We start from the raw sequence: 24,901 nt of genomic DNA, 5'->3' as shown, positions 1-24,901 counted from the left end.
CGGTCAGCTCCTCTCGAGGTATTCGTGAATGTGGCGCACCGCCATCGCGCCCTCGCCGACGGCGGACGCGACCCGTTTGACCGAGCCGCTGCGGACATCGCCCACCGCGAATATCCCGGCCCTGCTGGTTTCGAGCGGAAGCGGCCGACGATGCGAATCGTGCTGGTCCGCAACCGGATACACCGCGTCCGAGCCGGTGCGGACGAAGCCGTGCGAATCGAGCGCCACGGCATCGGCAAGCCACGCGGTGCACGGCGTCGCGCCGATGAATACGAACAGCGCGCGCACAGCGAGGGTGGCCCGCTGCGCCGTGCGATTGTTCTCGACCACGATGGCGTCGACCTCGCCCGCCCCGATCACCTCGCGCACCTCGGTATCGCGGTGCACCGTCACCCGCGGGTGCTGTTCGATCCGATCGACGAGATAGCGGGACATGCTCTTACCGAGATCGCCGCCCCGGATGAGCAGATGCACATGCTCGACGCGACCGGCGAGAAAGACCGTCGCCTGCCCGGCGGAATTGCCGCCGCCGACAATCGCCACCGGGTCCACGCCGCACATCGACGCCTCCTGGTGGGTCGCGGCGTAGTACACACCGGTACCTTCGAAGCGCTCGATCCCGGGTACGGCGAGTCTGCGATACCGGGCGCCGGTGGCCAGCACGACCGTGCGGCCGAGCACCGCACCGCCACCGGCAAGCCGCAACAGATGGTGTCCGTCCTCGGCTTCCAGCCCGGCCACCTCCGCCGATATCAGCAACCGGGCACCGAATTTCCCGGCCTGGATGATCGCCCGCTCGGCCAGTTCAGTGCCCGAGACACCCGCGGGAAAGCCCAGGTAATTCTCGATACACGAGGAGGTCCCCGCCTGCCCGCCCGCCGCGATCGCCTCCAGCACCGAGGTATCGAGCCCGTCCGAGGCGCCGTACACCGAGGCCGCCAACCCGGCCGGGCCCGCACCGACCACGACAAGATCGCATACCTCGCGCGGCGTCCGGAGCACCGGAAGGCCGAGCAGGCGCGCCAATTCGGCGTTCGTCGGATTCCGCAGCACGCGCTCGCCCCGCCAGATCACGACCGGGGTCTCGTCGGGCGCGACACCGAGCTCACGCAGCAGCCGCTCGGCCCTGGCATCGCGCTCGAGGTCGATCCAATTGTGCGGCAGTCGATTTCGTACGGCGAACTCGCGCAGGCGCCGGGTGTCGGGTGAATAGCAGGAACCGATGATCCGGAACCCGGACACCATGTCGAGCAGTCGGCAGCGGCGAATCAGATACGCGCGCAGGATGAGATCGCTGAGCATCGGATCGTGTTCGACCAGTGCGCGTATGCGATCGATCGGGACGGCCAGCACTTCGCCGTCCTCGGCCATCCGCGCGGTGTAGAACGCGACCTGTCCTTCCAGCAGGCCCAGCTCGCCGAGGAAGCGACCGGGCCCGTGAATTCGCAGCACCCGGTGTTCGGCCCCATCCGCGTCGTCGAGGATCGAGACGGTGCCGGACAGGATCACGAAGAACTCATCGCTGGGCGCGCCCGCCCGAATCAATATCGCACCGGCAGTCATCGCGCGCCGGGTGCCGCCTGCGGCGAGGGTGGCCACCTGTGCCTGCGACAGGCGCGGAAACGCGCCTACGTCATCGGGGGTTTCGATGCTCATCAGACGAAGTTCTGGTGGACGTAGCACCAGCGCCAATTCTCGCCTGGCTCCATCGATTCGACGATCGGATGGCCGACTCCGCCGGCGTGCGCTCGCGCGTGCCGCATCGGGGACGAGTCGCAGCATCCGACGTGCCCGCAGGTCAGGCACAGCCGCAAATGCACCCACGGCGTGCCGAGCCGAAGACACTCTTCGCATCCCTGCGGTGTCCGGGGCACCACCTGCCGGATCGCCGCGACGTGGGGATCGGTATGGATCGAGGTCATGCGCTCACGTCCTTATCCGCTCGCTCGAACAGGTTCTGGTCCAGCCATTTCCGTAGTTCCGGCATCGGGGCGGCCCCGGCCTGCCGGGCCAGCACCTCGCCGTGGTGCAGTATCAGCAAGGTCGGTACGGCCCGTACGACGAAGCGCTCGGCGGTGCGGGGTGCGTCGTCGACGTCGACCTTGACCAGCTTGAGCCGACCGGCGCGTTCGGTCGCGAGCTGTTCCAGGGCTGGGCTGACCAGGACGCAGGGCCGGCACCAGCTCGCCCAGAGGTCGACAAGGACCGGCACCGAAGACTTTTCGGTCACCTCGGTGAAGTCCTGGTCACCGGCCGCGACGATCCACGGCAGCGATGAATGGCAGTTGCCGCAGCGCGGTGTGCCCGCCGCCACCGCCGGAACCCGGTTCAGCTTCCCGCAATGTGGGCATCGAATCTTGGCTGTTTCCATGGTCTTTCCTCATTTTCAGGCCGCGGCCGCGGGCGCGGTGTACGCGACGGCGAGTTCGTCACCGGCCACGGTGACGGTGACGGTGCCGCCCTGACCGATATCGCCGCGCACCAGCGCCCGGCCGATCTTCGTCTCGACTTCGTGCGCGATATAGCGGCGCAGCGGCCGCGCGCCGTACACCGGATCGAATCCGTGCTGGGCGATGAGCCTGCGGGCTTCGGGGGTGATGTCGAGCGTTATCTGCCGTTCCGCCAAGCGATTTCGGAGTTCTTCGAGTTGCAGCACGACGATGTGCTCGATCTGCGGCAGCGTCAACGGCGTGAACAGCACGATGTCGTCGACGCGATTGAGGAATTCGGGGCGGAAGTGTCCGCGCAGCTCGGCGAGCACCCGATCCCGTGCGTCCGGCTTGATTTCGCCGTCGGCGGTGACACCGTCCAGCAGATGGTGCGAGCCGATATTCGAGGTCATGATGACCACGGTGTTGCGGAAATCGACGTGCCTGCCCTGGGAATCGGTGATCCGGCCGTCGTCGAGCACCTGTAACAGCGTGTTGAACACATCGGCGTGCGCCTTCTCGATCTCGTCGAACAGCACCACCGAGTACGGCTTGCGGCGCACCGCCTCGGTGAGCTGCCCGCCCTCGTCATAACCGACGTAGCCGGGCGGCGCGCCGATCAACCGGCTGACCGTATGGCGCTCCTGGTACTCGCTCATATCCAGGCGCACCATATTGTCTTCGCTGTCGAAAAGTGTTGCGGCCAAAGTCTTCGCGAGTTCGGTCTTACCGACACCGGTGGGGCCGAGGAAGATGAAGGACCCGATCGGCCGGCGTGGATCGCGGATGCCCGAACGGGCGCGGATCACCGCGTCGGCGACCAGTTGCACCGCCTCTTCCTGCCCGATCACCCGCTCGTGCAGGATCTCGTCGAGCCGCAGCAGCTTCTCCCGCTCGCCCTCCTGCAGCCGGGCTACCGGGATGCCGGTCCACGCGGCGACGATTTCGGCGATCTCGTCCTCGGTGACCACCTCGCGCAGCAGCGGCTGCCTGCCCTGTTTGGTCCGCAATTGTTCCTCTGCCGCTTGCAGATTGCGTTCGAGCTCGGTGATCTCGCCGTAGCGCAATTCGGCGGCGCGGTTGAGGTCGTAGGCGCGTTCGGCCTCCTCGGCGTCGTGACGCAGTCGCTCGAGTCGTCCGCGCAGTTCCTGCACCCGCCGGATCGCCTGCCGTTCGGCCTCCCACTGGGCGTGACGCGAGTCGGCCTCGGCCCGCAGATCGGCCAGTTCACGCCGCAGCTCATCGAGTCGGGCCTTGCTTGCCGCGTCGGTCTCCTTGGACAGCGCCGCCTCCTCGATCTCGAGCCGGGTCACCTTCCTGGTGAGTTCATCGAGTTCGGCTGGCATCGAGTCGATTTCGGTGCGCAGCCGCGCACACGCCTCATCGACCAGGTCGATCGCTTTGTCCGGCAGGAAGCGGTCGGTGATGTAGCGGTGGGACAGGGCCACTGCGGCCACCAGCGCGCCGTCCTGGATCTTGACGCCGTGGAAAACCTCGAGGCGTTCGCGCAGCCCGCGCAGAATCGACACCGCGTCCTCGACGCTGGGCTCGTCGACCAGCACCGTCTGGAATCGACGCTCCAGGGCCGCATCGGATTCGATGTGTTTGCGGTATTCGTCCAGGGTGGTCGCGCCGATCATGTGCAGCTCGCCGCGGGCGAGCATCGGCTTGAGCATATTGCCCGCGTCCAGGGATCCGTCTCCGCCGGCCGAGCCCGCGCCGACCACCGTATGCAGCTCGTCGACGAAGAGCAGGATGCGCCCCTCGGCCGCCTTCACCTCCGACAGCACCGCTTGCAGCCGCTCCTCGAACTCGCCGCGATACTTGGCTCCCGCGATCAGCGATCCCATATCGAGCGAGAAGATCGTCTTGTCGCGCAAGCCTTCCGGCACATCACCGCGCACGATGCGCTGCGCCAGACCCTCCACGATGGCGGTCTTGCCCACACCGGGATCGCCGATCAAGACCGGATTGTTCTTGGTCTTGCGGCTCAAAATCTGTGTCACCCTGCGGATCTCGGCGTCGCGGCCGATGACCGGGTCCAGTTTGCCCGCGCGGGCTTCGGCGACGAGGTCGCGGCCGTACTTCTCCAGTGCCTCGTAGGCGCCCTCCGGGGTCGCCGAGGTCACCCGCTGATTACCGCGAACCGTGGTGAGCGCCTGCAGGAATGACTCCCCGGTGATGCCCTGGCTCGCGAGGATCCGGCCCGCCGCGGTGCCCGAACCCTCGTCGGCCAGCGCCATCACCAGATGCTCCACCGATACGTAGGAATCCTTGAGCCGCTTGGCTTCTCGTTCGGCCGAGGCCAGCAGCGCCGCCAAGCGCCGGGTGATGGTCACCTGGCCGGGCGCGGCGCCGGGACCGCTCACCTTGGGCCTGCGGGCGAGCTCGCGATTCAGATCCGCGCGCAACGCGTCCAGGTCCGCGCCCGCCTGGTCGAGCAGCCTGGGCACGAGTCCGTCCGACTGGTCGATCAGGGCGAGCAGCAGATGTTCGCCGTCGACCTCGCTGTGGCCCAGTCGCGTCGCCGCGTTCTGTGCTTCGCTCAGGGCTTCCCGCGACTTCTCCGTCAACTTGCTGGTGTCCATCGGGACGCCCTCCTTCGAGGTTCGGCTTCGAGTTCTTCGATTCGGTCCAGCAGATCGAGCACCAATCCGATTGCGGCATAGTTCAATCCGAGCCCGGACCGCAGGCGCTTGATGCGAGCGACCACCGCCACCGCGGACGGTTCGAAACGCAGATCGGCGCCCTCACGAGTACCGTCGAGCAGTCCGAGCGCGACCAGTCTGCGCACCAGGCTCGGATGCAGATCGCAGCGCCGGGAGAACTCGTCGAGCCGCAGCCCGGAGTGCCGCACGATCACGTAGCGGGGTTCGGCGCTCATCGCTCTCTCCTGGGATCGAAGGTCGACGCGGCGGCGAGCTGTTCGAACAGTTCGCGTTCGCGCGCGGTCGGTTTCGCCGGAACCATGACCTTGATCTCGGCGTAGAGATTGCCGTCGGCACCGCGGGGATTGGGCATGCCCGCACCGCGCAATCGCAGCTTGCGTCCGGTCGAGGAGCCCGGCGCCACTTTGACTTTCGCCTCGCCGCTCGGTGTCGGGATCGCGACGGTGGCGCCCAGCACCGCTTCCCACGGGGACACGGGCAGATCGAGATAGATGTCGCGCCCGACCAACCGGAAGCGCGGATGCTGCTTGATGTGCACGACCAGGTACAGATCCCCGGCGGAGGCGTTACCGCTGCCGCTGCCGCCTTGACCGGCCAACCGGATCCGCTGGCCGTCGATGACCCCGGCCGGGATGTCGACATCGTAATTGCGCTCGCCGAGCCGCAGTTTGCGCTTGCCGCCGCGGTATGCCTCCTCGACGGTCAGTTCCAGCACGGCCTCCTGATCGGCGCCGGGAATCGGTCCGTATCCGCCGCCGCGACCACCGAAGATATCGCCGAATATGTCACCGAAGTCGACATCGCCGTCGAAACCGCGGCCGTAGCGCACGCGGGTTCCGCCACCGAATCCGCCACCGCCGCCGCCGAATCCGCCACCGCGGAAACCGGCACCGCCGCCACTCGCCGCGCCGACCTGTTCGTCGTAGTCCTGCGGCACCCGCCGGAAGTCCGCGCCGAACCGGTCATAGCGGCTCCTGGTCTCCGGATCGGATAGGACCTCGTAGGCTTCGCTGAGCTCCTTGAACCGATCCTCCGCCGCCGGATCGGCATTCACATCGGGGTGGTATCGCCGCGCCAGCTTGCGATACGCCTGCTGAATCTGATCCTTGTCGGCGTCGCGGGGCACCCCGAGGATCTCGTAGTAGTCGCGCGCCATCGACGCTCACCCCTCGCGACTGCTGACGATCACGGCCGCCGGTCGCAACTGCCGGCCGTTCTCGCCGTACCCGGGCCGCAGCACCTCGAGCACGGTCCCCGGCGGGAAATCGGGCCGGTTGACCACGCTGACCACCTCGTGCAGTTCCGGGGAGAAGGGAACTCCCACCTCCGAATGCCTTGGGTAGCCGAGTTGTTCGAGGACCTGCACCGCCTGGTCCCGGATCGCGCGCACGCCCGCGACGAGCGGGTCCGTCTCGCTGTTCGCGTGCGCCAGCGCCAATTCCAGGTTGTCCAGCATGGGTAGCCAGGCCCCGGAGACCTTCGCGCGTTCGGCCGCGCGTTCGCGATCGAGGTCCCTGGCGTATCGCTTGCGCAGGTTGTCCAGATCCGCCGCGGCGCGCCGCCAGCGGTCGTCGGATTCGGCGATCCGGGCGTCGGCTTGTTCCGGGGCCGCGTCCGGGTCGGGGTTGTCGGTCATCGACTGGTCTGTGGAGGCTTCCATCGCCGAACCTCCTCAGCTCTGGTCGAACTCGGCGTCGATCACATCGTCGTCACCGGGCGAGCCCGTCCGGGCGCCCGCGCCCGCGTAACCGGGCTGTCCGTCGCCGCCACCGGATGGCGCGGACTCCAACCCGTACAGCAGTTGCTGAAGTTCGGAGGTGAGCGACTGCACCCGATCCAGCGGCGCTTCCTCTTTGACGGCCTGTCTGGCGTCGGCGATCAGCATCTCCGCGCGTGCTCGCTCATGCGCGGGCGCGCTGTCGCCGAGCTCGTTCAGTCGCCGTTCCACTTGGTACGCAGCCGAATCCAGGGCGTTGCGGGCATCGACGGCCCGGCGCAGTTCCTCGTCCTCGCGGCGGTGCCGCTCGGCGTCGGCGAGCATCCGGTCGACTTCGCTCTGGTCCAGATTGGACTGCTCGCTGATCGTGATGCTCTGCTCTTTGCCGGTGTCCTTATCGCGCGCGGTGACATTGAGGATGCCGTTGGCGTCGATGTCGAAGGTGACCTCGACCTGTGCCTGTCCGCGTGGCGCGGGCCGAATGTCCTCGAGCCGGAACCGGCCGAGCACCCGGTTGTCGGCGGCGCGCTCGCGTTCGCCCTGCAGCACAACCACATCGACCGCGGGCTGGTTGTCCTCCGCGGTGGAGAAGACCTCGCTGCGCCGGGCCGGGATGGTGGTGTTGCGTTCGATGATCTTGGTCATCACCCCGCCCTGGGTCTCCACGCCCAGCGACAGCGGCGTGACATCCAGCAGCAGCACATCGGAGACCTCACCCTTGAGCACGCCCGCCTGCACCGCCGCGCCGAGCGCGACGACCTCGTCCGGGTTGACGCTCATGTTCGGGTCCTTGCCGCCGGTCAGCCTGCGCACCAACACCTGCACCGCCGGAATGCGCGTGGAACCACCGACCAGGATCACCTCGTCGATGTCATTGGCGGTGGCCTTGGCATCGGACATGGCCTGCTCGACCGGGCCGAGGCAGCGCTGCACCAGATCCGCGGTCAGGTCCTCGAACTTCGAGCGCATGAGAGTGGTGGTGAGGTGCTTGGGCCCGTTCGCGTCGGCGGTGACGAACGGCAGATTCACCTGTGTCTGTGTCACCGAGGACAATTCGACCTTGGCCTTCTCCGCCGCCTCGAAAAGTCGTTGCAGCGCTTGCGGATCCGCCCGCAGGTCGATGTGCTCGGCGCGCTGGAATTCGTCGGCGAGATAGTCGACGATGCGCCGATCGAAGTCGTCGCCGCCCAAATGCGAATCGCCCGCGGTGGAGCGCACCTCGACGACGCCTTCGCCGACATCGAGCAGGCTGACATCGAAAGTGCCACCGCCCAGGTCGAATACGAGCACCGTCTCGTGGGTTTGCTTGTCCAATCCGTACGCCAGCGCGGCGGCGGTCGGTTCGTTGATGATGCGCAGCACCTCGAGTCCCGCGATCCGGCCCGCGTCCTTGGTGGCGTTGCGCTGTGCGTCATTGAAATAGGCGGGCACGGTGATCACCGCTTCTTTGACCCGCTCCCCCAGGTATTTGCTCGCGTCATCGACCAGCTTGCGCAACACCTGCGCGCTGATCTCCTCGGGTGCGTACAGCTTGCCCCGCACATCGAATCGAGCAACGCCGCCCTCGCCTTCGACGACGTCGAAGCTCACCGCCTTGGCTTCTTCGGAGATCTCGTCGAAGTGACGCCCGATGAATCGCTTCGCCGAATAGATCGTGCCCTTCGGATTCAAGATCGCCTGTCTGCGCGCGAGTTGACCGACAAGGCGCTCACCACCCTCGGTGAAGGCGACCACCGACGGCGTGGTGCGCGCACCCTCGGCATTGGCGATCACCACCGGTTCGCCGCCCTGCCAGCTCGCGATGACGGAGTTCGTGGTTCCCAGATCGATTCCTACCGCAGTAGCCATATCAAGTCCCTCGGATCGGCGCGACCGGCCGGCCGCCGGAAATTTCGACACCGCCAATCCTGGTTACCGCGCCGGGGACACGAAACGGCCTGCCAAGGCGAAAAAGGCTCGCCCGTTGGTCCTGTCAGGACGAGGGCGATCCGATCCTCACCGTTCGGCCCCTTCGGCGCGGATCTGCAGGGCATCGAGCACCGCCGCGTGTGCGACGGGAACGTCGATGTGCATGGCCACGCCCTCGTCCGCCGGTTCGAAAGTGAAGGTGAAGAACGAGCAGCAACTCGTTTCCCGCGCGGCCAGATCCCTGCCGAGGTGTTCGGAGTCACCGTCAATGAACAGATCCAGGCGGGTGTGGCCGGGCCGGTCGACGCGCCGTACCGCATCGATGAAGAACCGATCGAACTCCGCGACCCGCACCGGCTGGGCTGCGGTCGGAAGAGTGCACGAATCCGGCACCCATCCGCCGGGGCCAACATTCATCGTCATACATCCACGGTAAGCCCGCACCCGGGTGGAGAACACCGTTCACATCGCACGCCACAGCAGGGCGGGGCGTCGGTGCCGGTCGCTACGGTAGCCATCGTGACGAACGCGTACTACCACATGCAGCTCTCGATCAGGCTTTCCGCCGAGTTGACTCGGAACGAGATCGATGAGCTGCGTTGGCATTTGGGTCTGGGGCCCCGACTCCACGGTCCACTTCAAGTCACCGATGGGGTGAACCTCTTCGAGCAGGGGCCGGGGTTTCGCCGCGACGACCCCGATCTGACAGTTGAGCTGTCCCCACACGAAGACGGGGGCTGGCTGTTGACGGCGTGGCAGGAGCCGGACGCTTCCGAGATCGAACAGTTCTGGCCGCTATTCTGCTGGCTGGCCGAGAAGGCGGACTCATCGGCCGCAGACGCCGATGGTTCGATCTGCGTGGGCCGCATGCGGTTTGCCGATGAATCGGAGTGGAAGAACCGAATTACAGTCTACCGAGGCTGTATCGAATACCCTCGGCTCCACGATCGGCCCGCGCGCGAACTCGTGCCCGATGGCAATGCAGCGGTGACGAATTGGGAGAGTTTCGCCGACCGCTTGGTGGTGACCCTGCCCAGGCTGCGCGAGAGCGAATGGATGGTGGTGAGCACCGCCTCGGGTAACGGTGCCCAATTCTGTGCCGCCGATGACGATGCACTGCTGTGCGAGATCATCGCCGGCGACCTCCTCGAAAACGGCCAGCCACTATCGGATCAGCACAGGGCACAATTGACCCGGCTGGGGTGGCGTATGCCGGACAAGAGCTACTGGGGGGTCGACAACCCGAACTGGGAGAAGCTGATCGCTCTGCCTGCTACCGAAACGCATCTCCGCGACGCCGCCCAGGCGACGGTGTCGGCACTTCGCGACGTCCTCGAAATCGCTTCCCCACAGCATCTTTCGCTGACCTCGCAGGGCGCGTATCGCGGGGAGGAACCCGATGTCTCCGCGATGGGATTACGCGGCGTCCCTTAGCGGCATCGCATACCCGTCACTGCTGGTCGTCTTTGAGCGCTTCGATCAACTGTTCGTCGATGGCTCGGATGTTGTCCCGGTACGGGTGCAGGGTGGTTTCGACGTCGATGATCTGCCAGTTGTCGTCGACGTCGTTGTCGCCGATGGCGAGTTCGAGGTGGTCGTCGAGGGTGCGCATGTGCAGGCCCTGCAGGACGGTGAGTAGTTGGGTAGCGGCTTTGCCGCCGCCGCGGGTGCCGTAGGTGGCGACGGTGGCCGGTTTATCGCGCCATTCGTAGTAGAGGTAGTCCAGGGCGTTCTTCAGTGCGGCCGGGTAGCCCCAGTTGTATTGCGGGAAAACGAAAATGAATCCGTCGTAGGAGTCGATGATTCGGCTCCAGCGGCGGGTGTGCTCGTGTTGGTACTGCTGTAGTGCTGCTTTGAGGGGTTCGTCCAGCAGCGGCAGTCCGACCTCGGCCAGGTCCAGTAGCTCATAGGTCAGCGGGCTGCCCGCTTGGGCGACGTCGCGAATCCAGGACGCGATGTCGGGGCAGATTCGCGTGGGCCGGGTGCTGCCGATGACGACGGCGATCCTGTCGCCCCGTGCGGTGGGCTGACCGGCCGCTTCCTTCGATGTGCTGATCTCGGTCATGCGCGACCTCCCGATGCGGGTGTGAGTTCGCCGTCGACAGTGAGGTTATCCGGCGATCGCGGCGGCGTGGTGATGCAGGGCGTGGACGAGTGTTCTAACCGGCTCCGCGGTGGGGCCCGGGAGACGGACCACGCTGATGCGCCGGCGTTCCTCGGGGAGGTCGTCGATGCCGAGCAGGCGAATGCCAGGCGGGATGGCGGACGCCAGTGTCGTTGGCACGGTGGTGATTCCGACTCCGGCGGCGACGAGGTGCAATTTGGTGAGCCAGTCGCGGGCGGTGTGATGAATGCGCGGCCGTCCGGGCAGACCCGGCCAGACGCCGAGTAGCGGTTCGTCGGCGGTGGTAGGAGTGGCGATCCATGTTTCGTCGAGGAGGTCCTCGGTGGTGAGGCCGGTGCGATCAGCGAACCGACCGGTCGACGAAACCGCAACGGCCAGAGCATCTTCCAGCAACGGCTCGACATGCAGGGACGGTTTGTCGGTGTCGGGTGAGCGATGCGGTGGACGCGAGGACAGGACGGCGAGGTCGAGACGACCGGCGCGCAGTGCCCGCACCAGCGATGGGGTGGTGCCCTCGCGCGTGGCGACCTTGACGCCGGGCCGCTGTCCGCGCAGCACCGCGAGGGCGTGAGCCACCAGCACCGCTCCGGCGGCCGGGATGTAGCCGAGCCGCACCGAACCGGTGTCGACGTCGGTACCGTGCAGCTCGCGGTCGGCCGCATCCAAAGCGTCCAGCGCGGTCACGGCGTGGCGCAGCAAAGCCAGACCCGCGGCGGTCAACCGCACACCGCCGGGATAGCGATCGAACAGTCGCACCCCGGTGGCCTGTTCGAGTGCCGCCACCTGCCGTGAGACCGCCGATTGCGTATATCCGAGCGCCTGCGCCGCGGCCGTGAACGTGCCGCGCTCGGCCACCTCGCGCAGTACCCGCAGCCCGACCATCGTGACGTCCATGAGCAATCAGCATATCCAGTATGCCAACCATTCGCTTTCCGAATGCAGGGGTGCTGCCTAGCGTGAGACTCATGCCGCTGATCACCATCTATCTCCGCCAGGGAACCTCGCCCGAATATCGCCGCAAGGTCTCCACTGCGCTCCACAAGGCCATGGTCGACGTCCTGAAAATCCCCGAGGACGATCAATTCCACGTCTTCGTGGAGGTCACCCCCGACAACTTCCATATGCAGAAAGTCGTATTCGGACTACCGCGCACCGACCGAACGATGTTCATCCACCTGGCCTTCAACCACCGCACCGCGGAGCAGAAGAACGAACTCTTCCGCGAGATCGTCACAAACCTGCGGGAGCTCGCCGACGTCCCGGAAGAGGACATCGCGATCATGGTCGTCGAAACAGCGCGCGAGAACTGGTGGGCCGCAGGCCGAGTCGTCAACCCGGAGACCGGCTACGACGCCCGCATGACCGACATCCCCACTACCGCTAAATGATCTGAGTAAGCGCCGCATGGTGTGTGGAGGCACTGAGGGTTGATCTCGACAACGCGTAACTGATCGGTTACGCTTTAGTTGTGGACGAGGTGGCAGCCGCGATCGCGGATCCGGTACGGCGGCGAATCCTGGAGCTGTTGCGGGATCGGCGGTTGACCGCCGGTGCTATCGCGGACCAGTTCGATATCAGCCGTCCCGCCGTGAGCCGGCATTTGCGGGTGCTGCGGGAGAGCGGCCTGGTCCATGACGAGTTGGTCGGCAGACAGCGGTACTACCTGCTCGACACCGAACCGCTCGCGCAAATCTCCGACTGGATAACGAGTTTCGAGACCCAGCCCGTGTGGGCGCAGCGGCTCGACGCACTGGAGACCGAGGTGTATCGCACCCGCCGTGAGCGCCGTGTCACCGCCGACGACACACATCGAGAGGACACCGCATGACCCCGACACCCACCGGCCGCCTATTGGCCGCCGAGCAGGGCCGCGACCTGGTCCTGACCCGCACTTACCGCGCACCCGCCGACGACGTGTGGGCCAGCGTGACCGAATCCGACCGCACGGCCCGGTGGTTCGGCCCATGGACCGGCGAACCCGGTCCCGGCCGAATCATCAAGGTACAGATGGCTTTCGAAGACGAGCAGCCGTGGATGGACATGACCATCGACACCTGCGACCCGCCCCGCCTGCTCGGCATTTCCGCTATTGACGATTCGGGCGCATGGCGGCTGGAACTCGAACTCACCGAGATCGACGGCGGCACCGAATTGCGCTTCGTCCACCATCTGCTCACCGAGGCCGAGATCGCCCAGGTCAGCCACGTCGGCCCTGGCTGGGAGTACTACCTCGACATGCTCGGCGCGGCGCGACTGGGTACGCCCCCGCCCGACTTCGCCGACTATTTTCCCGGTATGGCAGCGTATTACGAGAACCTCAGTCCGCTGACCCAGCACTGAACTCATCGGTCCCTTTGCGCCCCGGATGTCATCGATACGTCGATGGCGCCGGGGTGCACCCGTATCTCAGCGCAGGGTTCCCACGGCGAAAGCGGATCGAAGGCGATTCAATCCATCGCGGATCCGGCTTTTCACGGTAGCGAGCGGAATATCGAGCCGGTCCGCCAGCTCGCTGTAGGTGAGCCCGCCGAAATACGCCAATTCGATACTCTCACGCTGTAATTCGGTGAGAAGGCCGAGGCCGCACACCACCGTGCGGCGCTCGTCATGCTGCTGAACCGTTTCGAACACGAAGTCGCGGTCGATACCTCGCGCCATCTCGCCATAGCGCACATCGCGCTCGAAAGCCGCACGGTCGCTTCGTATTCGGTCGATCGCACGTCTTCGGGTCAGCACGATCAGCCACCCGATCGGAGAGGCGAGCCGAGAGTCATACCGCGCCGGTGATGACCAGACTTGCAGATACACCTCCTGCGTAACTTCCTCTGCGGCCGCGCGGTTGCGCAACATCCGCAGCGCGACCCCGAACACTCGATGACTGGTCAGTCGGTAGAACCGGGTGAACGCGTCACGGTCTCGCGCGGCGATTCCGGCCAACAACTCAACACACATCTCGGCAAGGTCGGCGGAGGACGGCGGATCGGCGGAACACTCCTGGCTGATCGACGCCACGGCATCGGGTGGATCAAGCAGTTGTAGGGCACTGGGACTGGCTGCATATGTCACGATCACCTGCGTTCCTCCCCCGTGGCAGGCCGCAGGGGCTTCAGTAGGCCGCCACCGCCCTTTCAGCGCGGCAACCCTCGGTGCTCTCGGTCGTGTCTACAAGCGACTTCGACACCGCAGGATGCCCGGTTTGGTCGCAAAGCGAGTTCTTCGGCTGCTGATCGCCCGTCCAGAACCCAGCGTCGGTCACCGCCACTTTTCACACCGCTGGGCTGTCGTCGGCCATCTGATAGTCGCCATTGTCGAGCCGTTCCAGGATGCCGTCCGTCCAGCGGGCGAGGTGGTCGAAGGTACCGGCCCACAGTTCGAGCAGGTCGGCTGAGTGCGGTGCCTCGCCTCGCCGTGGATAGTCGGCTTTCATCGCGACCAGTTCATCTCGAACCTGCGTGCTGCGCTGACGCTGCTGCCGCAGCAGGCTGATGACGTGATCGCGCGGCAGGGTGTCCATCAGCGCGATACCGGCACCGAGTTCCTCCATGTCGACACTGACCAGCGCGGAATCCAGCAGCGTTCGGTATTCGGCCTCACCGGCTTCGGTCAGTTCGAACAAGGTCCGCCCCGGGCCGGTACTACTGCTTTCGGTCCCGATCGCACGCAATTTGCCCTCGTGGGTGAGCTGTTTGAGAGCGTGGTAGATCGAACCCGGCTTCACATTCGTCCAGGTGTCCGCTCGCCAGGTCAGCAGTTCGCGGCGGACCGCATAGCCGTATGTGGGCTGTTGCAGCCGGGTCACCCCGAGGACGAGTAGACGAATCGTGGACATCGAACGATGGTAACCTGCACTAGTCAAATTTGATTACCGAGTGGAGCCGATGATGCCCGAAGCCGCGGTGCCGATGTTGTGGAGCCGGAAGGCTCACCTGTCCGAACTACTCGACTTCTACCGCGCACTCGATTTCGAGGTCACATACGAGCAGAGCCGCCCGTATGTGTACGGCGCGGTCGCGCGCAACGGATACCAGTTGCACTTCACCGGACGACCCGAGGGCGTCGACGCGGAGCTCAGCTGCCTGGTCTTTGTCGACGATGTCGCCGCGTGTCACCAAGAATTCAGCGCCGCGCTACGGGTGCGATTCGGGCGCGTCCCAGCCAAGGGCGCACCGCGAATCACCCGCTTCAAACCAGGACAATCCCGATTCACCGTCGTGGACCCCGAGAGCAACCATGTGCTGGTGATCCAGCGAGATGAGCCGCTCGAGTTGGAATACGGCGGCTCGAAGGAGCTCGAGGGCCTCGCACGAGTGCTCGACAACGTACGCATCCTGCGCGATTTCAAGAACGACGACACGATGGCACTGAAGGTTCTGGACGTCGGCCTGCGCAGGTACGGCCCGTCCGCCGCACCCGAGGACCTGCAGCGCGCGCATCAGGTGCGCGCGGAGTTGGCACCGGAGTCGACCTAGCGCCGCGTCGGAAGCTGGAGCGCCTGCCCAGGATCCGTATACGGCCAACTGCTGCACACCCACCGAACCGGGACGGCGGGGCGGTTTCATCGGGCGGAGCCGCCAAGTCGTCCCTGCCTGAGAAGCACTGAGACGTGACTAATCCTGTTCGACAGCAAGGAGTTCGGCGAGAGTGTCGATGCCCGGCAGGTCGAGTCCGCCACCCGCGTGGGTGGCTCGGCCCAGCAGCTGTTGCAGGCCAGTGTTGAGTGGGGCGGGGATGCCGTGCAGACGGGCGAGGAGGGAGATTTCGCCGTTGAGGTAGTCGACTTCGTTGGTGGGGGTGCCGCGGGCGAAGCTCTGCCAGGTGGATTGCCGTCCGGCGGTTACGCCGGATCGCTCACTGAAGTGACCCTGGGCCGGATCGAGGATCAAGGCGGCGGTGTTCGCAGGGTCGAATCCAGCGGCGGTGAGGACGAATCGGGCCTCTGCCGAGAGGGCTTGGCCGACAGCGTCTTTCGTTTTCCTGTCACCGGCCAGGACTTCGACCCCGTTTCGCACGCTGTGAACTATTTTCGCGGCCTTGTAGGAGTGGATGTCGGTGACCTGCTTGATGAGGAAGTTTGCGTCGTGCAGGTCCGTGGTGAAGGTTTTCAGGGCCTGCTCGGCGAATTCGGGTGTGAGCGTGCTGGCGATACCGGCGAGGGCACCGCCTATATAGGGGTGTCCACCGACGCGGACCTCACCGGTGCGGGTGTGCTGGGCGGAGATGAGAAAGACCGCGCCCAGCACGGTGTCGAACCAGCGGGCCGTGGTGCGTTCGGCGTCCAAGCCGTTCTGCACGGTGACCACCGGGACCAGACTCGCGGCGATCCCCCGGACCGTGCCCTGCTCATCGGTCACGTCGCGCCATGCGAGGGCGGGTGCGACCGTCGGCAGGTCCTGGGATTTTACGGCCAGCACGACGATGTCACCGACCCGAAGTCCCAGATCGGCGTCCAGCGCCACGGCCGGGAGCCGGATCTCCCGGTGCCCGGCATGCGAGTGGTACGACAGCGGTTGTGCCGCAAGATATTTCAGTGTCGCGCCGCGAGCCACCAGTAGTACGTCGTGGCCGCGATCTCCGAGTTCGACGGCCAGGGAGACTCCGACCGCGCCCGCACCGACGATGACATATCGGGTCATCGGTCCGCCCGGCGCAGGAAGGTCTCACCGGCGCGCACCGGGAAATCGAGGCGGTTCTCCGGCGGCGGCAGCGGGCACAGATAGTGGTCGGAGAAGGTGCACGGCGGCAGGTAGGCGCGATTGAAGTCCACGACAACACGGCCCTGACTGTCCGGGGCGGGGATGGTGAGAAATCGGAAGCGCTGGGTCTGGCTGCCGTTGGTGGTATCGGCGAAGGTGAGCTGAATATCTCCGTTCGGGGCACCCGCGCCCGACAGCACAAGCTCCCTGCCGTCGACGGTGATGCGCACGCGCACACCGGTATTGGTGCTGACGAAGCCGTCGATGTGGTCGAGTAGCAGTGGCGTGGAGCCGGTTTCGGCGACACCGTCGAACACCCACGCCTGATCCGGGGTGAATGCGTCGATCCCTGCCAGACCCGTGCGTGTCGACGCGTTCGGGTCGAATACCCGCAGGGCGATCTCACCGGCGCGAATCAGCGGTTGCAGCAGCAGATCTCCGCTGGGCGCCCGATCACCTGGTGTGAGTTCGAGATGAAAGCCCGAGCCATCGCCGACGGCCCGCCCGTCCGCCGCGACCCACTCGCCGGGAACGCCGTCGATGCGCAGCGGGATATCGCTGAGCCAATGGGTTCCGGTCGCGGCGGCCAAGCCGTGCGCGTCGGTGGAGAGCGTTTCGCGCTCGGCGTGCCAGCGCTGCCAGTCGGACACCCAGGTATCGGTTGCCGTTGTCATCGAGAATGCCTTTCGAGGGTGGATGGTTCCCGGCTGGACCGCGCTCGGCGTCCGGGAATCGCGGCGATGAGCCGCTCGGTACGGGAATCTTGCGGATTCCCGAAAACGTCTGCGATCGAACCGGATTCGACAACGGTGCCGCTGTCGAGCACCGATACCGTGTGCGCGATCTTGGCCACCACGGCGAGGTCGTGGGATACGAACAGGTAGGCCAGGCCGAATCGCTGTTGCAGGTCCAGCAGCAGATCGAGGATCTGCTCCTGGACCGATACGTCCAGTGCTGACACCGGTTCGTCCAGCAGCACCAGATCCGGCTGCAATGAGAGGGCCCGGGCGATGGCGACCCGCTGACGTTGTCCCCCGGAGAGTTCCTCGGGCAGGCGCTCCAGGGCGGTTCGAGGCAGTGCCACCGCGTCCAGGAGTTCACCGGCGCGGGCGTGGCGTTCGGCGCGGCTGCCGAGCCGGAACGACACCAGGGGTTCGATAATGCTCTCGCGCACCGTGAATCGCGGATCCAGTGCGGCATAGGGGTTCTGATGCACCAGTTGGAACCGGCGGCGCAGCGGGCGTTGCCGCCGCCAGGAGAGTCCGGACGTCTCGGTGCCATCGAAGCGCACCGTTCCGGCGCTCGGGGTATCGAGGCCCATCGCGATGCGCAGCAGCGTGGACTTTCCGGATCCGGATTCGCCGACCACCGCGTGGGTGCGACCGGCGGCGACCCGCACTGATACATCGTTCAGCGCGACCACCGCCCGGCCCTTCCGCCCCCGGAATTCCTTTGTCACAGCCTCTATTTCGAGAATGGCCGCATGGTCGGACCGGTCCTGACCGATCTGCCGGAAGCGCGGTTCCAGTGCGCCGTCGTTCGCGAGTGCCGGTGCGGCCGCGATCAGCCGCCGGGTGTAGGTATCCGCGGGGGCGACGAGAATCTTTGCGGGCGTTCCGGATTCGACGATTCGGCCCTGCCGCATCACGATCACCCGATCGGCGCGGTCGGCCGCCACGGCGAGGTCGTGGGTGATGATGAGCAGAGCGATACCGCTCTCACGCACCAGCGTCTCGAGGTGATCGAGAATGCGGGCCTGCACGGTCACATCCAGTGCGCTGGTGGGTTCGTCGGCGATGATCAGCTCGGGCCGCCCGGCCAGGGCGATCGCGATCAGCACCCGCTGGCGTTGTCCGCCGGACAGCTCGTGCGGATAGCGGTGCACGTGCTGGTCGGCGGCGTCGAGCCCAGCGGTGCGCAGCACCTCGAGCACTTCGGCATGCACTGCGGGACCACGTATGCCGCGCAGCCGCACGGCCTCCGCGACCTGGGTTCCGATCTGCTGGGTCGGGTTCAACCCGACCATCGGGTCCTGTGGGATCAGGCCGACGGTCGATCCGCGCAGGGATCGGACCGTCTTCTCGCGGGCTCCGACGATCTCGACACCCCCGACTCGAATCGAGCCGCCGGTGATCCGCGCGTTGTCGGACAGCAACCCGATCACCGCGTGCGCGGTGGTGGACTTGCCGGAGCCGGATTCGCCGACCAGCGCCACGATTTCGCCGGGTCGCACCGCCAGCGAAACGTCATGAACGGCCCTCACCACGGTGCCACCGGTCAGGTAACCCGCTGAGAGACCGGTGATTTCGACGATCGGCGAGCCGGTGCGCGCGATGGCCGTTGACGCCGTCATCGACGTACCTCCCGCAGCGTATGCGCGATGTGGTTGAGCGCCAGCACCGTCAGCGCGACCATCGCGCCCGGCAGCAGCGACACCCAGGGCGCGGTCACCAGGAAATTGCGTCCGCTCGACACCAGCGACCCCCATTCGGCGCGCGGCGGTGCAGCCCCGAAACCGAGGAAACTCAAGGCCGCCACCGCGATGATCGCGGTCCCGAAATCCAGCACCGCCAGCGCCAGCACCGGACCCCACGAATTGGGCAGTACGTGCCGGATCAGCACGCGCGGCCACGATCCGCCGCCGGACCGCGCGGCCTCGACGTAGGGCAGTGTCTTCACCCGCAGCACCTCCGCACGCGTGGTGCGCGCGAAGCCGGGGATCGTGCCGACACCGACCGCGATGGCGACAGGGATGGTGCCGAATCCCAGGGCGGTGACGATCGACAGGGCCAGTAGCAGGCCAGGAATCGCCAGCTGCACATCGACCACCCGCATGATCAGCGCGTCGAGCACACCGCCCAGGAATCCGGACAGCACGCCCAGCACCAGTCCCGCGCCGAGCCCGATGGCAATGGCGATGAGGGCGGCCTTCACCGTGAGGTCCGCACCGTAGAGGGTGCGGGTCCACAGATCGCGCCCGACATCGTCGGTACCGAACAGGTGGGCGCCGCTGGGCGGGCGCAGTCGTTCGGCGGGTGCGGTGGCGTACGGCGCGTAATCGGTGAACAGTGTGGGCGCGAAGGCCGCGACGATCACGAACGCGACCAGCAGGCTCGCCAGTACGAAACCGGGTCGGCGAGCCAGTCGTACCAGTCGCGAACCGGTCCGGCGAGTTTCCACCGGGCGTTCCGGGCTCTCGTTCACCACGTCGACGACGGCTTCGGTGGTTGTCAGGGTCTGCACCATCTCACTTCACCTCCGCGGTCGCGGGGTGGGCGATGCGTGGATCCAGCAGCGGATAGAGCAGATCGACGATCAGATTGATCAGCACGAACCCCGCCGCCGCGACCACCACGATCGCCTGCACCACCGGAACATCCTTGGCCAGCACCGATTCCTGCGCGAGGCGGCCGATTCCGTTGCGGTTGAACACGGTTTCGACCACGATCGCGCTGGTGACGGTGAGCCCCACCAGAACTCCGACAATGGTCAGCGCGGGAAGCGCGGCATTGCGGAAGGCATGCCGCAACTGCACCGCCGCGCGTGAGAGGCCCTTGGCGCGGGCGGTCACGATATACGGCTCGCGCAGGGTGTCGTGGAAACTGCGGCTGAGCACCTGCGCGAGTTGGGACGCGCCCGGCAAGGCCATGGTGACCACCGGCAGTATCAGGTACTTCCAACCACCCGATCCCGATGAGGGCAGCCAGCCCAGATCGAACGAGAAGTACTGGATGAGGCCGAGCCCCACCAGGAATGACGGAACCGCCACACCCAGCGCCGGTGCCCGGTCCAGCAGAATTCGCAGTGGCGCGACCCGCACGAACGCGGCCAGGTACGCGATACCGGCACCGAGGACTATCGCGAGCACACCGGCGATCAAGCTCAATATCAGTGTGCCGCCGATTCTTTCGGCCAGCAGGTGACTCACCGGCACCTGTTTGGCGATCGAGGTGCCGAAGTCTCCGTGCAGCGCGCCGGTCAGCGACGAGAAGTACTGGTCCGCGACCGGTCGGTCCAGCCCGTACTTCGCCTTGGCGGCCGCCAGCTGCGCCGGTGTGAGGGAATCGGTTTCGATTCCGGCGGCGCTGAGCTGAATCGACACCGGATCACTCGGCAGCAGGTAGAGCACGACGAAGGTGAGGGTGAACGCCGCCCAGAGCACACCTACCGCCTGCGCCACGCGCCCGGCGATATAGCGGATCACGGCTGGATCCAGACATCGTGCAGGTCGATGAAGCTTTCCGCGGTGAAGCGGAAGCCGTTGACCCGGTTACGGATTCCCGCGTATTGCACCCGCTCCGACAATGGAAAGGTGATGCCATTGTCGATCAGCGTGCGCTGCAACTCGGTGTAGATCTGCTCGCGTGCCGTCGCATCGGTGGACTGCACAGCGCGGGTGAACAGGTCGGCGATCTGTGCGGCCGCCGCGGGCTTCTGGGCATTGCGCGCCAGCGCCTTCGAATTAGCCAGCGCTTCGACCAGAATGAATTGCAGTGCACCGGGATCCGCGCGGGTGAAGTATCCCTCGACGAGGTCGTACTGGCCGTTGGCGATGACCGCGGGGCGCTCGGCGGCGGTGACGGTCTTGAGTTGGAGCTCGATCCCGCTCTGGCGCAACTGATCCTGGATCAGCTCCGCTCCCACACTGGCCGCGCTCAGCGGCTGCACCAGGGTGAGTCGCTTGCCGTCCTTGGAACGGTACTGGTCGCCAGGAGCGATCTTCCAGCCCGCCGCATCCAGAATCCGTCCGGCCTGCGCCGGGTCGTAGGTGAGCTTGGCGCTCTGAGCGTTGTAATACGGGGTGGTGTTGTCGAACGGCCCGCCGACCACGGGATAGTCCGCCCCGAAGATGGTCGCCGCGAAGGTCTTCAGGTCGATGGCGTGGTAGAGCGCCTGGCGAATCTGGTCATCGGCCAGCGGGTGACCCTCGGACACGTTGGGGTACAGCGTGTAGGAGACGCCCGGGAGCGGGCGCGAGCGCAGGTACGCGCCGGAGCGGCCGATCAGGGTTCGGTCCTCGACGGTGAACGGGTTGCGCGGCCAGGCGATATCGATCTGTCCGCTGACCAGGTTGCCGGTGCGTACCCCGTCCTCGGCGACGTAGCTGACCTTGACCTTGTCCAGGTAGGCGTCGCCGGTGTTCTTGTTCAACGGTGAGGGCCAGTGGTAGCCGGTGCGGCGACTCAGGCTCACCCCCTGGTTCGGGGTGTAGTTGTCGAGCGTGAACGGTCCGGACCCGACGACGTCGCCGAGGCCGCGCTGCTGTGCGGTCTTCTGGAACGAGGCCGGTGACAGCAGCGCCAGGTTGGTGGTCGAGGTCGCTTGCAGGAATGAGGAATTCGGCTTGGAGAAGTGGAACCGGACCGTCTTGGCGTCGACCACCTGCGTCGACTCGAGCCCAACGATGTAGCTCGCGCCGTAGGCGGTGCCGCCCGAGGTGCGCGCGAGATCGGCGAATCCATCGAAATTGGTCTTCACCGCCGCGGCATCCAGTGGCGCGCCGTCGGCGAAGGTGACACCGTCGCGCAGGGTGAAGGTGTAGTCCAGACCGTCGGGACTGATCTGCCACGCGGTCGCCAGCCATGGCACGATCGCGCCGGTCTCCGGGTTCTGGTCGGTGAGTGAATCGGCGAAATTCCGGATGAGCGAACGATGTTCGATCCAATAGGTCTGGAAGGGGTCGATGCAGGCGAAGGCCACGTTGTCCGGAAAGAACGCCAGGTTCAGGGTGCCGCCTCGTATCGGTTCGCGACCTTCCCCGGACGGTCCGCTGGCCGCGTCGGTGGTGCCGCCGCAGGCACTGGTGAACACGGTCAGTGCCGCGACAGCCGCTGCGACACCGAACTTTCCGATTGTTCGCGGACTGCGCGCGAGCCGCGTGGTGGTGATCATGGCTGGGTTGTTCCTCGTGGGTAGGCCCCGGGCACAAGCCTCGGGGTTGCCGAAAGTAGTGGCGCGGTCGCGTATTACGTCTGCGGCCGCAACACCGAACGACCGCTGCTCAGCAGCACGGCGTCCTCCTGCGGGGGATGCACGCGCACGCAGAGCACATCGCGCAGATGACGTTCGAGCGGGTTGTGCCGCGTCAGCGCGGCATTGCCGAGGGCGGCGACCGCGGTCTGCACCGCGGCGATCACCGACCGCGCGATGAGCACTTTGACCACCGACAGGCTTTGTGCCACATCGGTTTCGCCGGCCGCGAGCCGGTGCAGCGTGCCGTACAGCAGCGTTTCGGCCTGCACGATCTGGGCCTCGATCTCACCGGCCACCGATTGAATGCGTTCGGTCTCGGCGATCGGCTTACCGAGCGCGGTCGGCACGCGAGTACGGGCGTACTCGGCGAAGGCCGTGCGGGCCGCCCGCGCCACACCGACGTACAACGCCGCATGCCCGAACGAGGCCGGACCCGACGCGGCCGCAGGATCTCGGTACACGCCGTCCTGGAAAGGGATCTCCGAGAAGTTCTCCAGGGGCACTCGAACATCGGTGTAGCTGACGTCGTGGGTGTTGGAGGCGCGCAGGCCCAGGTGATCCCAGGTGTGGTGCCAGGTAATGCCGTCGGCGTCGGCGGGGACGATCAGATGTCCCACTCGGGCCGGGGATTCATCGGTCACCACCCACACCAGGTGGTAGGACAGTGCGGTGCCGCCGGTGGCGAAGCTTTTGCGGCCGTTGAGGATCCAGCCATCGGCGGTGCGACTGGCGAGCGTCGCGGGCAGACCGCCGCGCGCGGGCGCACCCAATTCGGGCTCGGCACGTACCGCGTTGATCAGGATCGGCTGCTCGACCGAGCGACCGAGAACCTCTCGGTACAGCTCCTCCGGCCAGTTCCCGACCGTGGCCTGTGCGAGGTGAGCCGCCAAGGTATTGGCGACGATCAGGGCCACCGACGGATCACCCTCGCCGATCGCCACCAGCACTCGCGCCACCTCGGCGTGATCCAGCTGCGCTCCGCCGTACCTCGCGGCCACCGTGGCCGTGAGGTACCCGCCGCGATGCACCGCCCGCAGCCCGGCCTCGGGAATATCCCCGCTGCGATCGTATGACGCTGCGGTGGAAGCGATTTCCGAGGTCAAGGCGGCGAGCGCGGCGGATGAGGTGTCGGGCACGGTCAGCACGGGACCGGCGGTGGCGGTCATGAGCGGCCCACCGTGGCCAGTGCGCCCGGGTAGTCGGCTTGCAGCGTGCCGCGCTGACCGGTCGCGGCGCGGTGTTCGAGCTCCTGCCGGACCAGTGGCAGAACGTACCGCCCGTAGTCGATGACGTCGTTGAGCGTGTCGTATCCGCGGATGGAGACCAGGTTCGCGCCGAGGTCGATGTAGTCCAGGATCGCGGCGGCCACCGTCTCGGGACTACCGACCAGTGCCGTCGAGGCACCGGCGCCATTCGTGGCCGCGGCCGTTCTGGTCCACAGCGCGCGGTCGTAAACCTCTTGGCGGCGGGCGAATTCCAGCGCCCGCTGGGAGCCGACGTTCTGTGGTTCGGCCGCGCTCACTTTGCGGTACGCACCACGTTCGAAGGTCTGTGTGATGCGCTCGACATAGTCGTACGCCTTGGCCCAGGCCAGCTCATCGGTGCGGTCGACGATGGGGCGGAAGGTCACCCAGATGCGGGGGCGATCGGCGCGCCCGCCCGCGGCGGCGATGCCGTGCACCCGGGCGATCTGGGATGCGATGTCCGCCAACGGTTCTCCCCAGAACGAGAAGATGTCAGCCTTGGCGCCACCGATATCGAACGCGGCATCGGATTGGCCGCCGATCGAGATCGGAATCGACTCGGCGTACGGCGGGAAGCCCGGCCCGAAGTCGTCGAATCGATAGTGTTCGCCCGCGTGGGAGAACGGTTGCGTCTCGGTCCACGACCGGCGCAGCACATCGATGAATTCGCTGGTGCGCGCGTATCTTTCATCCTTGGTCGCGTAGTCGCCCTGCCGGGCCTGCTCGGCGTCATTGCCCCCGGAGATCAGATGCACCAGCGCGCGACCCTCGGTCAACTGATCCAGCGTCGCGAGCTGTTGCGCCGCGACCGTGGGGAACACCGTGTTCGGGCGGACCGCGACGATCGGCTTGATCCGTGTGCTCAGCTGGCCCACCGCCGAGGCCAGCACGAACGAATCCGCGCCCGCGGAGCCGTACGGCAGCAAGGTGGCATCGAATCCGCCGTCCTCCAGGGCTCGCACGTACCGCCGCACGAACGGCAGGTCGATCCCCCGGGACGGTATCGGCTCCAGTTCGGTCGAGGCATTGGTGTGCGTGAGGCTGATGAATTCCACCTCGGTCGCGGCGGTTGCGGGTACCGCGTTCGATTCCGGATCGGCAGTCATGGGATTCCTCTCGGCGAACAACACTCGATAATTCGTC

General features: G+C 66.4%; 26 protein-coding genes. 5 read left to right on the top strand and 21 right to left on the bottom strand.

All coding sequences use genetic code 11. From position 1 onward, the window contains the following. Nucleotides 1-3: 3 nt before the first annotated feature. The 9 genes from ACFC4D_RS16050 to ACFC4D_RS16010 form a co-directional block, all read right to left on the bottom strand. Entirely contained in the window at nt 4-1,656 is a 1,653-nt protein-coding gene (locus ACFC4D_RS16050; protein WP_376063879.1) for an FAD-dependent oxidoreductase, read from the bottom strand. Next, nucleotides 1,656-1,922: a UBP-type zinc finger domain-containing protein gene (locus ACFC4D_RS16045; RefSeq protein WP_376063877.1), complete on the bottom strand. Its 267-nt coding sequence runs from the start codon at nt 1,920-1,922 to the stop codon at nt 1,656-1,658. Before ACFC4D_RS16045 ends, ACFC4D_RS16050 begins: the two co-directional genes overlap by 1 nt. Next, a complete protein-coding gene (locus ACFC4D_RS16040) occupies nt 1,919-2,371 on the bottom strand; it encodes a thioredoxin family protein (RefSeq protein ID WP_376063874.1) in 453 nt (150 codons plus the stop codon). Before ACFC4D_RS16040 ends, ACFC4D_RS16045 begins: the two co-directional genes overlap by 4 nt. 15 nt (nt 2,372-2,386) lie before the next feature. Next, nucleotides 2,387-5,017, bottom strand: a complete 2,631-nt coding sequence (clpB, locus tag ACFC4D_RS16035; protein ID WP_376063872.1) for an ATP-dependent chaperone ClpB — start codon at nt 5,015-5,017, stop codon at nt 2,387-2,389. Then, the gene (locus ACFC4D_RS16030; protein ID WP_376063869.1) at nt 4,999-5,313 is read right to left on the bottom strand and encodes a chaperone modulator CbpM; all 315 of its coding nucleotides are present in this window, start codon (nt 5,311-5,313) and stop codon (nt 4,999-5,001) included. Before ACFC4D_RS16030 ends, clpB begins: the two co-directional genes overlap by 19 nt. Further along, entirely contained in the window at nt 5,310-6,254 is a 945-nt protein-coding gene (locus tag ACFC4D_RS16025; RefSeq protein ID WP_376063866.1) for a DnaJ C-terminal domain-containing protein, read from the bottom strand. The genes ACFC4D_RS16030 and ACFC4D_RS16025 overlap by 4 nt, the downstream gene beginning before the upstream one ends. A gap of 6 nt (nt 6,255-6,260) precedes the next feature. Further along, a complete protein-coding gene (locus tag ACFC4D_RS16020) occupies nt 6,261-6,758 on the bottom strand; it encodes a nucleotide exchange factor GrpE (RefSeq protein ID WP_376063863.1) in 498 nt (165 codons plus the stop codon). A gap of 12 nt (nt 6,759-6,770) precedes the next feature. Next, nucleotides 6,771-8,663, bottom strand: coding sequence for a molecular chaperone DnaK (gene dnaK, locus ACFC4D_RS16015; protein WP_376063861.1), 1,893 nt, complete (start codon nt 8,661-8,663; stop codon nt 6,771-6,773). A gap of 147 nt (nt 8,664-8,810) precedes the next feature. Continuing rightward, the gene (locus ACFC4D_RS16010) at nt 8,811-9,146 is read right to left on the bottom strand and encodes a hypothetical protein (protein WP_376063858.1); all 336 of its coding nucleotides are present in this window, start codon (nt 9,144-9,146) and stop codon (nt 8,811-8,813) included. A 96-nt stretch (nt 9,147-9,242) separates the two neighbouring features. Here ACFC4D_RS16010 and ACFC4D_RS16005 point away from each other — a divergent pair, with 96 nt between their 5' ends. Further along, complete coding sequence (locus tag ACFC4D_RS16005) at nt 9,243-10,157, top strand: hypothetical protein (protein ID WP_376063855.1); 915 nt, start codon at nt 9,243-9,245, stop codon at nt 10,155-10,157. 16 nt (nt 10,158-10,173) lie between these two features. Here the strand turns inward: ACFC4D_RS16005 and ACFC4D_RS16000 are convergent, their stop codons facing one another. Both ACFC4D_RS16000 and ACFC4D_RS15995 read right to left on the bottom strand, forming a co-directional pair. Continuing rightward, nucleotides 10,174-10,788, bottom strand: coding sequence for an NADPH-dependent FMN reductase (locus ACFC4D_RS16000; protein ID WP_376063853.1), 615 nt, complete (start codon nt 10,786-10,788; stop codon nt 10,174-10,176). Nucleotides 10,789-10,833: 45 nt separating this feature from the next. Then, nucleotides 10,834-11,742, bottom strand: coding sequence for a LysR family transcriptional regulator (locus ACFC4D_RS15995; protein ID WP_376063849.1), 909 nt, complete (start codon nt 11,740-11,742; stop codon nt 10,834-10,836). A gap of 71 nt (nt 11,743-11,813) precedes the next feature. Here ACFC4D_RS15995 and ACFC4D_RS15990 point away from each other — a divergent pair, with 71 nt between their 5' ends. The 3 genes from ACFC4D_RS15990 (at nt 11,814) to ACFC4D_RS15980 (ending at nt 13,188) form a co-directional block, all read left to right on the top strand. After that, nucleotides 11,814-12,236, top strand: coding sequence for a tautomerase family protein (locus tag ACFC4D_RS15990; RefSeq protein WP_376063846.1), 423 nt, complete (start codon nt 11,814-11,816; stop codon nt 12,234-12,236). A gap of 80 nt (nt 12,237-12,316) precedes the next feature. Beyond that, on the top strand, nt 12,317-12,676 hold the full coding sequence (locus ACFC4D_RS15985; RefSeq protein ID WP_376063844.1) for a metalloregulator ArsR/SmtB family transcription factor: 360 nt from the start codon (nt 12,317-12,319) through the stop codon (nt 12,674-12,676). Then, complete coding sequence (locus tag ACFC4D_RS15980) at nt 12,673-13,188, top strand: SRPBCC family protein (RefSeq protein WP_364645744.1); 516 nt, start codon at nt 12,673-12,675, stop codon at nt 13,186-13,188. Before ACFC4D_RS15985 ends, ACFC4D_RS15980 begins: the two co-directional genes overlap by 4 nt. 66 nt (nt 13,189-13,254) lie before the next feature. Here the strand turns inward: ACFC4D_RS15980 and ACFC4D_RS15975 are convergent, their stop codons facing one another. After that, nucleotides 13,255-13,920, bottom strand: a complete 666-nt coding sequence (locus ACFC4D_RS15975; protein WP_376063841.1) for a sigma-70 family RNA polymerase sigma factor — start codon at nt 13,918-13,920, stop codon at nt 13,255-13,257. A gap of 193 nt (nt 13,921-14,113) precedes the next feature. Continuing rightward, nucleotides 14,114-14,677, bottom strand: coding sequence for a PadR family transcriptional regulator (locus ACFC4D_RS15970; RefSeq protein WP_376063838.1), 564 nt, complete (start codon nt 14,675-14,677; stop codon nt 14,114-14,116). A gap of 52 nt (nt 14,678-14,729) precedes the next feature. On the opposite strand from ACFC4D_RS15970, the gene ACFC4D_RS15965 reads away from it, so the two are divergent. Beyond that, nucleotides 14,730-15,317, top strand: coding sequence for a glyoxalase (locus ACFC4D_RS15965; protein WP_375957014.1), 588 nt, complete (start codon nt 14,730-14,732; stop codon nt 15,315-15,317). Nucleotides 15,318-15,455: 138 nt separating this feature from the next. On the opposite strand, the gene ACFC4D_RS15960 is transcribed toward ACFC4D_RS15965, so the two are convergent. The 8 genes from ACFC4D_RS15960 to ACFC4D_RS15925 all read right to left on the bottom strand — a co-directional run bounded on the left by ACFC4D_RS15960 (nt 15,456) and on the right by ACFC4D_RS15925 (nt 24,864). After that, nucleotides 15,456-16,481, bottom strand: coding sequence for a ketopantoate reductase family protein (locus ACFC4D_RS15960; RefSeq protein WP_376063836.1), 1,026 nt, complete (start codon nt 16,479-16,481; stop codon nt 15,456-15,458). Continuing rightward, nucleotides 16,478-17,215 carry a DUF1684 domain-containing protein gene (locus ACFC4D_RS15955; protein ID WP_376063833.1) on the bottom strand — a complete coding sequence of 246 codons (738 nt, stop codon included), beginning with the start codon at nt 17,213-17,215 and terminating at the stop codon, nt 16,478-16,480. Before ACFC4D_RS15955 ends, ACFC4D_RS15960 begins: the two co-directional genes overlap by 4 nt. After that, on the bottom strand, nt 17,212-18,894 hold the full coding sequence (locus tag ACFC4D_RS15950) for a dipeptide ABC transporter ATP-binding protein (protein WP_376063830.1): 1,683 nt from the start codon (nt 18,892-18,894) through the stop codon (nt 17,212-17,214). The genes ACFC4D_RS15955 and ACFC4D_RS15950 overlap by 4 nt, the downstream gene beginning before the upstream one ends. Continuing rightward, nucleotides 18,891-19,787 carry an ABC transporter permease gene (locus ACFC4D_RS15945; RefSeq protein WP_376063827.1) on the bottom strand — a complete coding sequence of 299 codons (897 nt, stop codon included), beginning with the start codon at nt 19,785-19,787 and terminating at the stop codon, nt 18,891-18,893. The genes ACFC4D_RS15950 and ACFC4D_RS15945 overlap by 4 nt, the downstream gene beginning before the upstream one ends. Before the next feature lies 1 nt (nt 19,788). After that, on the bottom strand, nt 19,789-20,745 hold the full coding sequence (locus tag ACFC4D_RS15940) for an ABC transporter permease (RefSeq protein ID WP_376063825.1): 957 nt from the start codon (nt 20,743-20,745) through the stop codon (nt 19,789-19,791). Next, nucleotides 20,742-22,433, bottom strand: coding sequence for an ABC transporter substrate-binding protein (locus ACFC4D_RS15935; RefSeq protein ID WP_376063822.1), 1,692 nt, complete (start codon nt 22,431-22,433; stop codon nt 20,742-20,744). Before ACFC4D_RS15935 ends, ACFC4D_RS15940 begins: the two co-directional genes overlap by 4 nt. A 74-nt stretch (nt 22,434-22,507) precedes the next feature. Then, entirely contained in the window at nt 22,508-23,680 is a 1,173-nt protein-coding gene (locus ACFC4D_RS15930) for an acyl-CoA dehydrogenase family protein (protein WP_376063819.1), read from the bottom strand. Then, complete coding sequence (locus ACFC4D_RS15925; protein ID WP_376063818.1) at nt 23,677-24,864, bottom strand: LLM class flavin-dependent oxidoreductase; 1,188 nt, start codon at nt 24,862-24,864, stop codon at nt 23,677-23,679. Before ACFC4D_RS15925 ends, ACFC4D_RS15930 begins: the two co-directional genes overlap by 4 nt. Between the last annotated feature and the right edge of the window lie 37 nt (nt 24,865-24,901).

The organism is Nocardia sp. NPDC056000 (assembly GCF_042269265.1).
GTDB lineage: Bacteria > Actinomycetota > Actinomycetes > Mycobacteriales > Mycobacteriaceae > Nocardia.
Note: the sequence above shows the minus strand (reverse complement) of the source record. Positions and strands in the feature narration are given on the sequence as shown.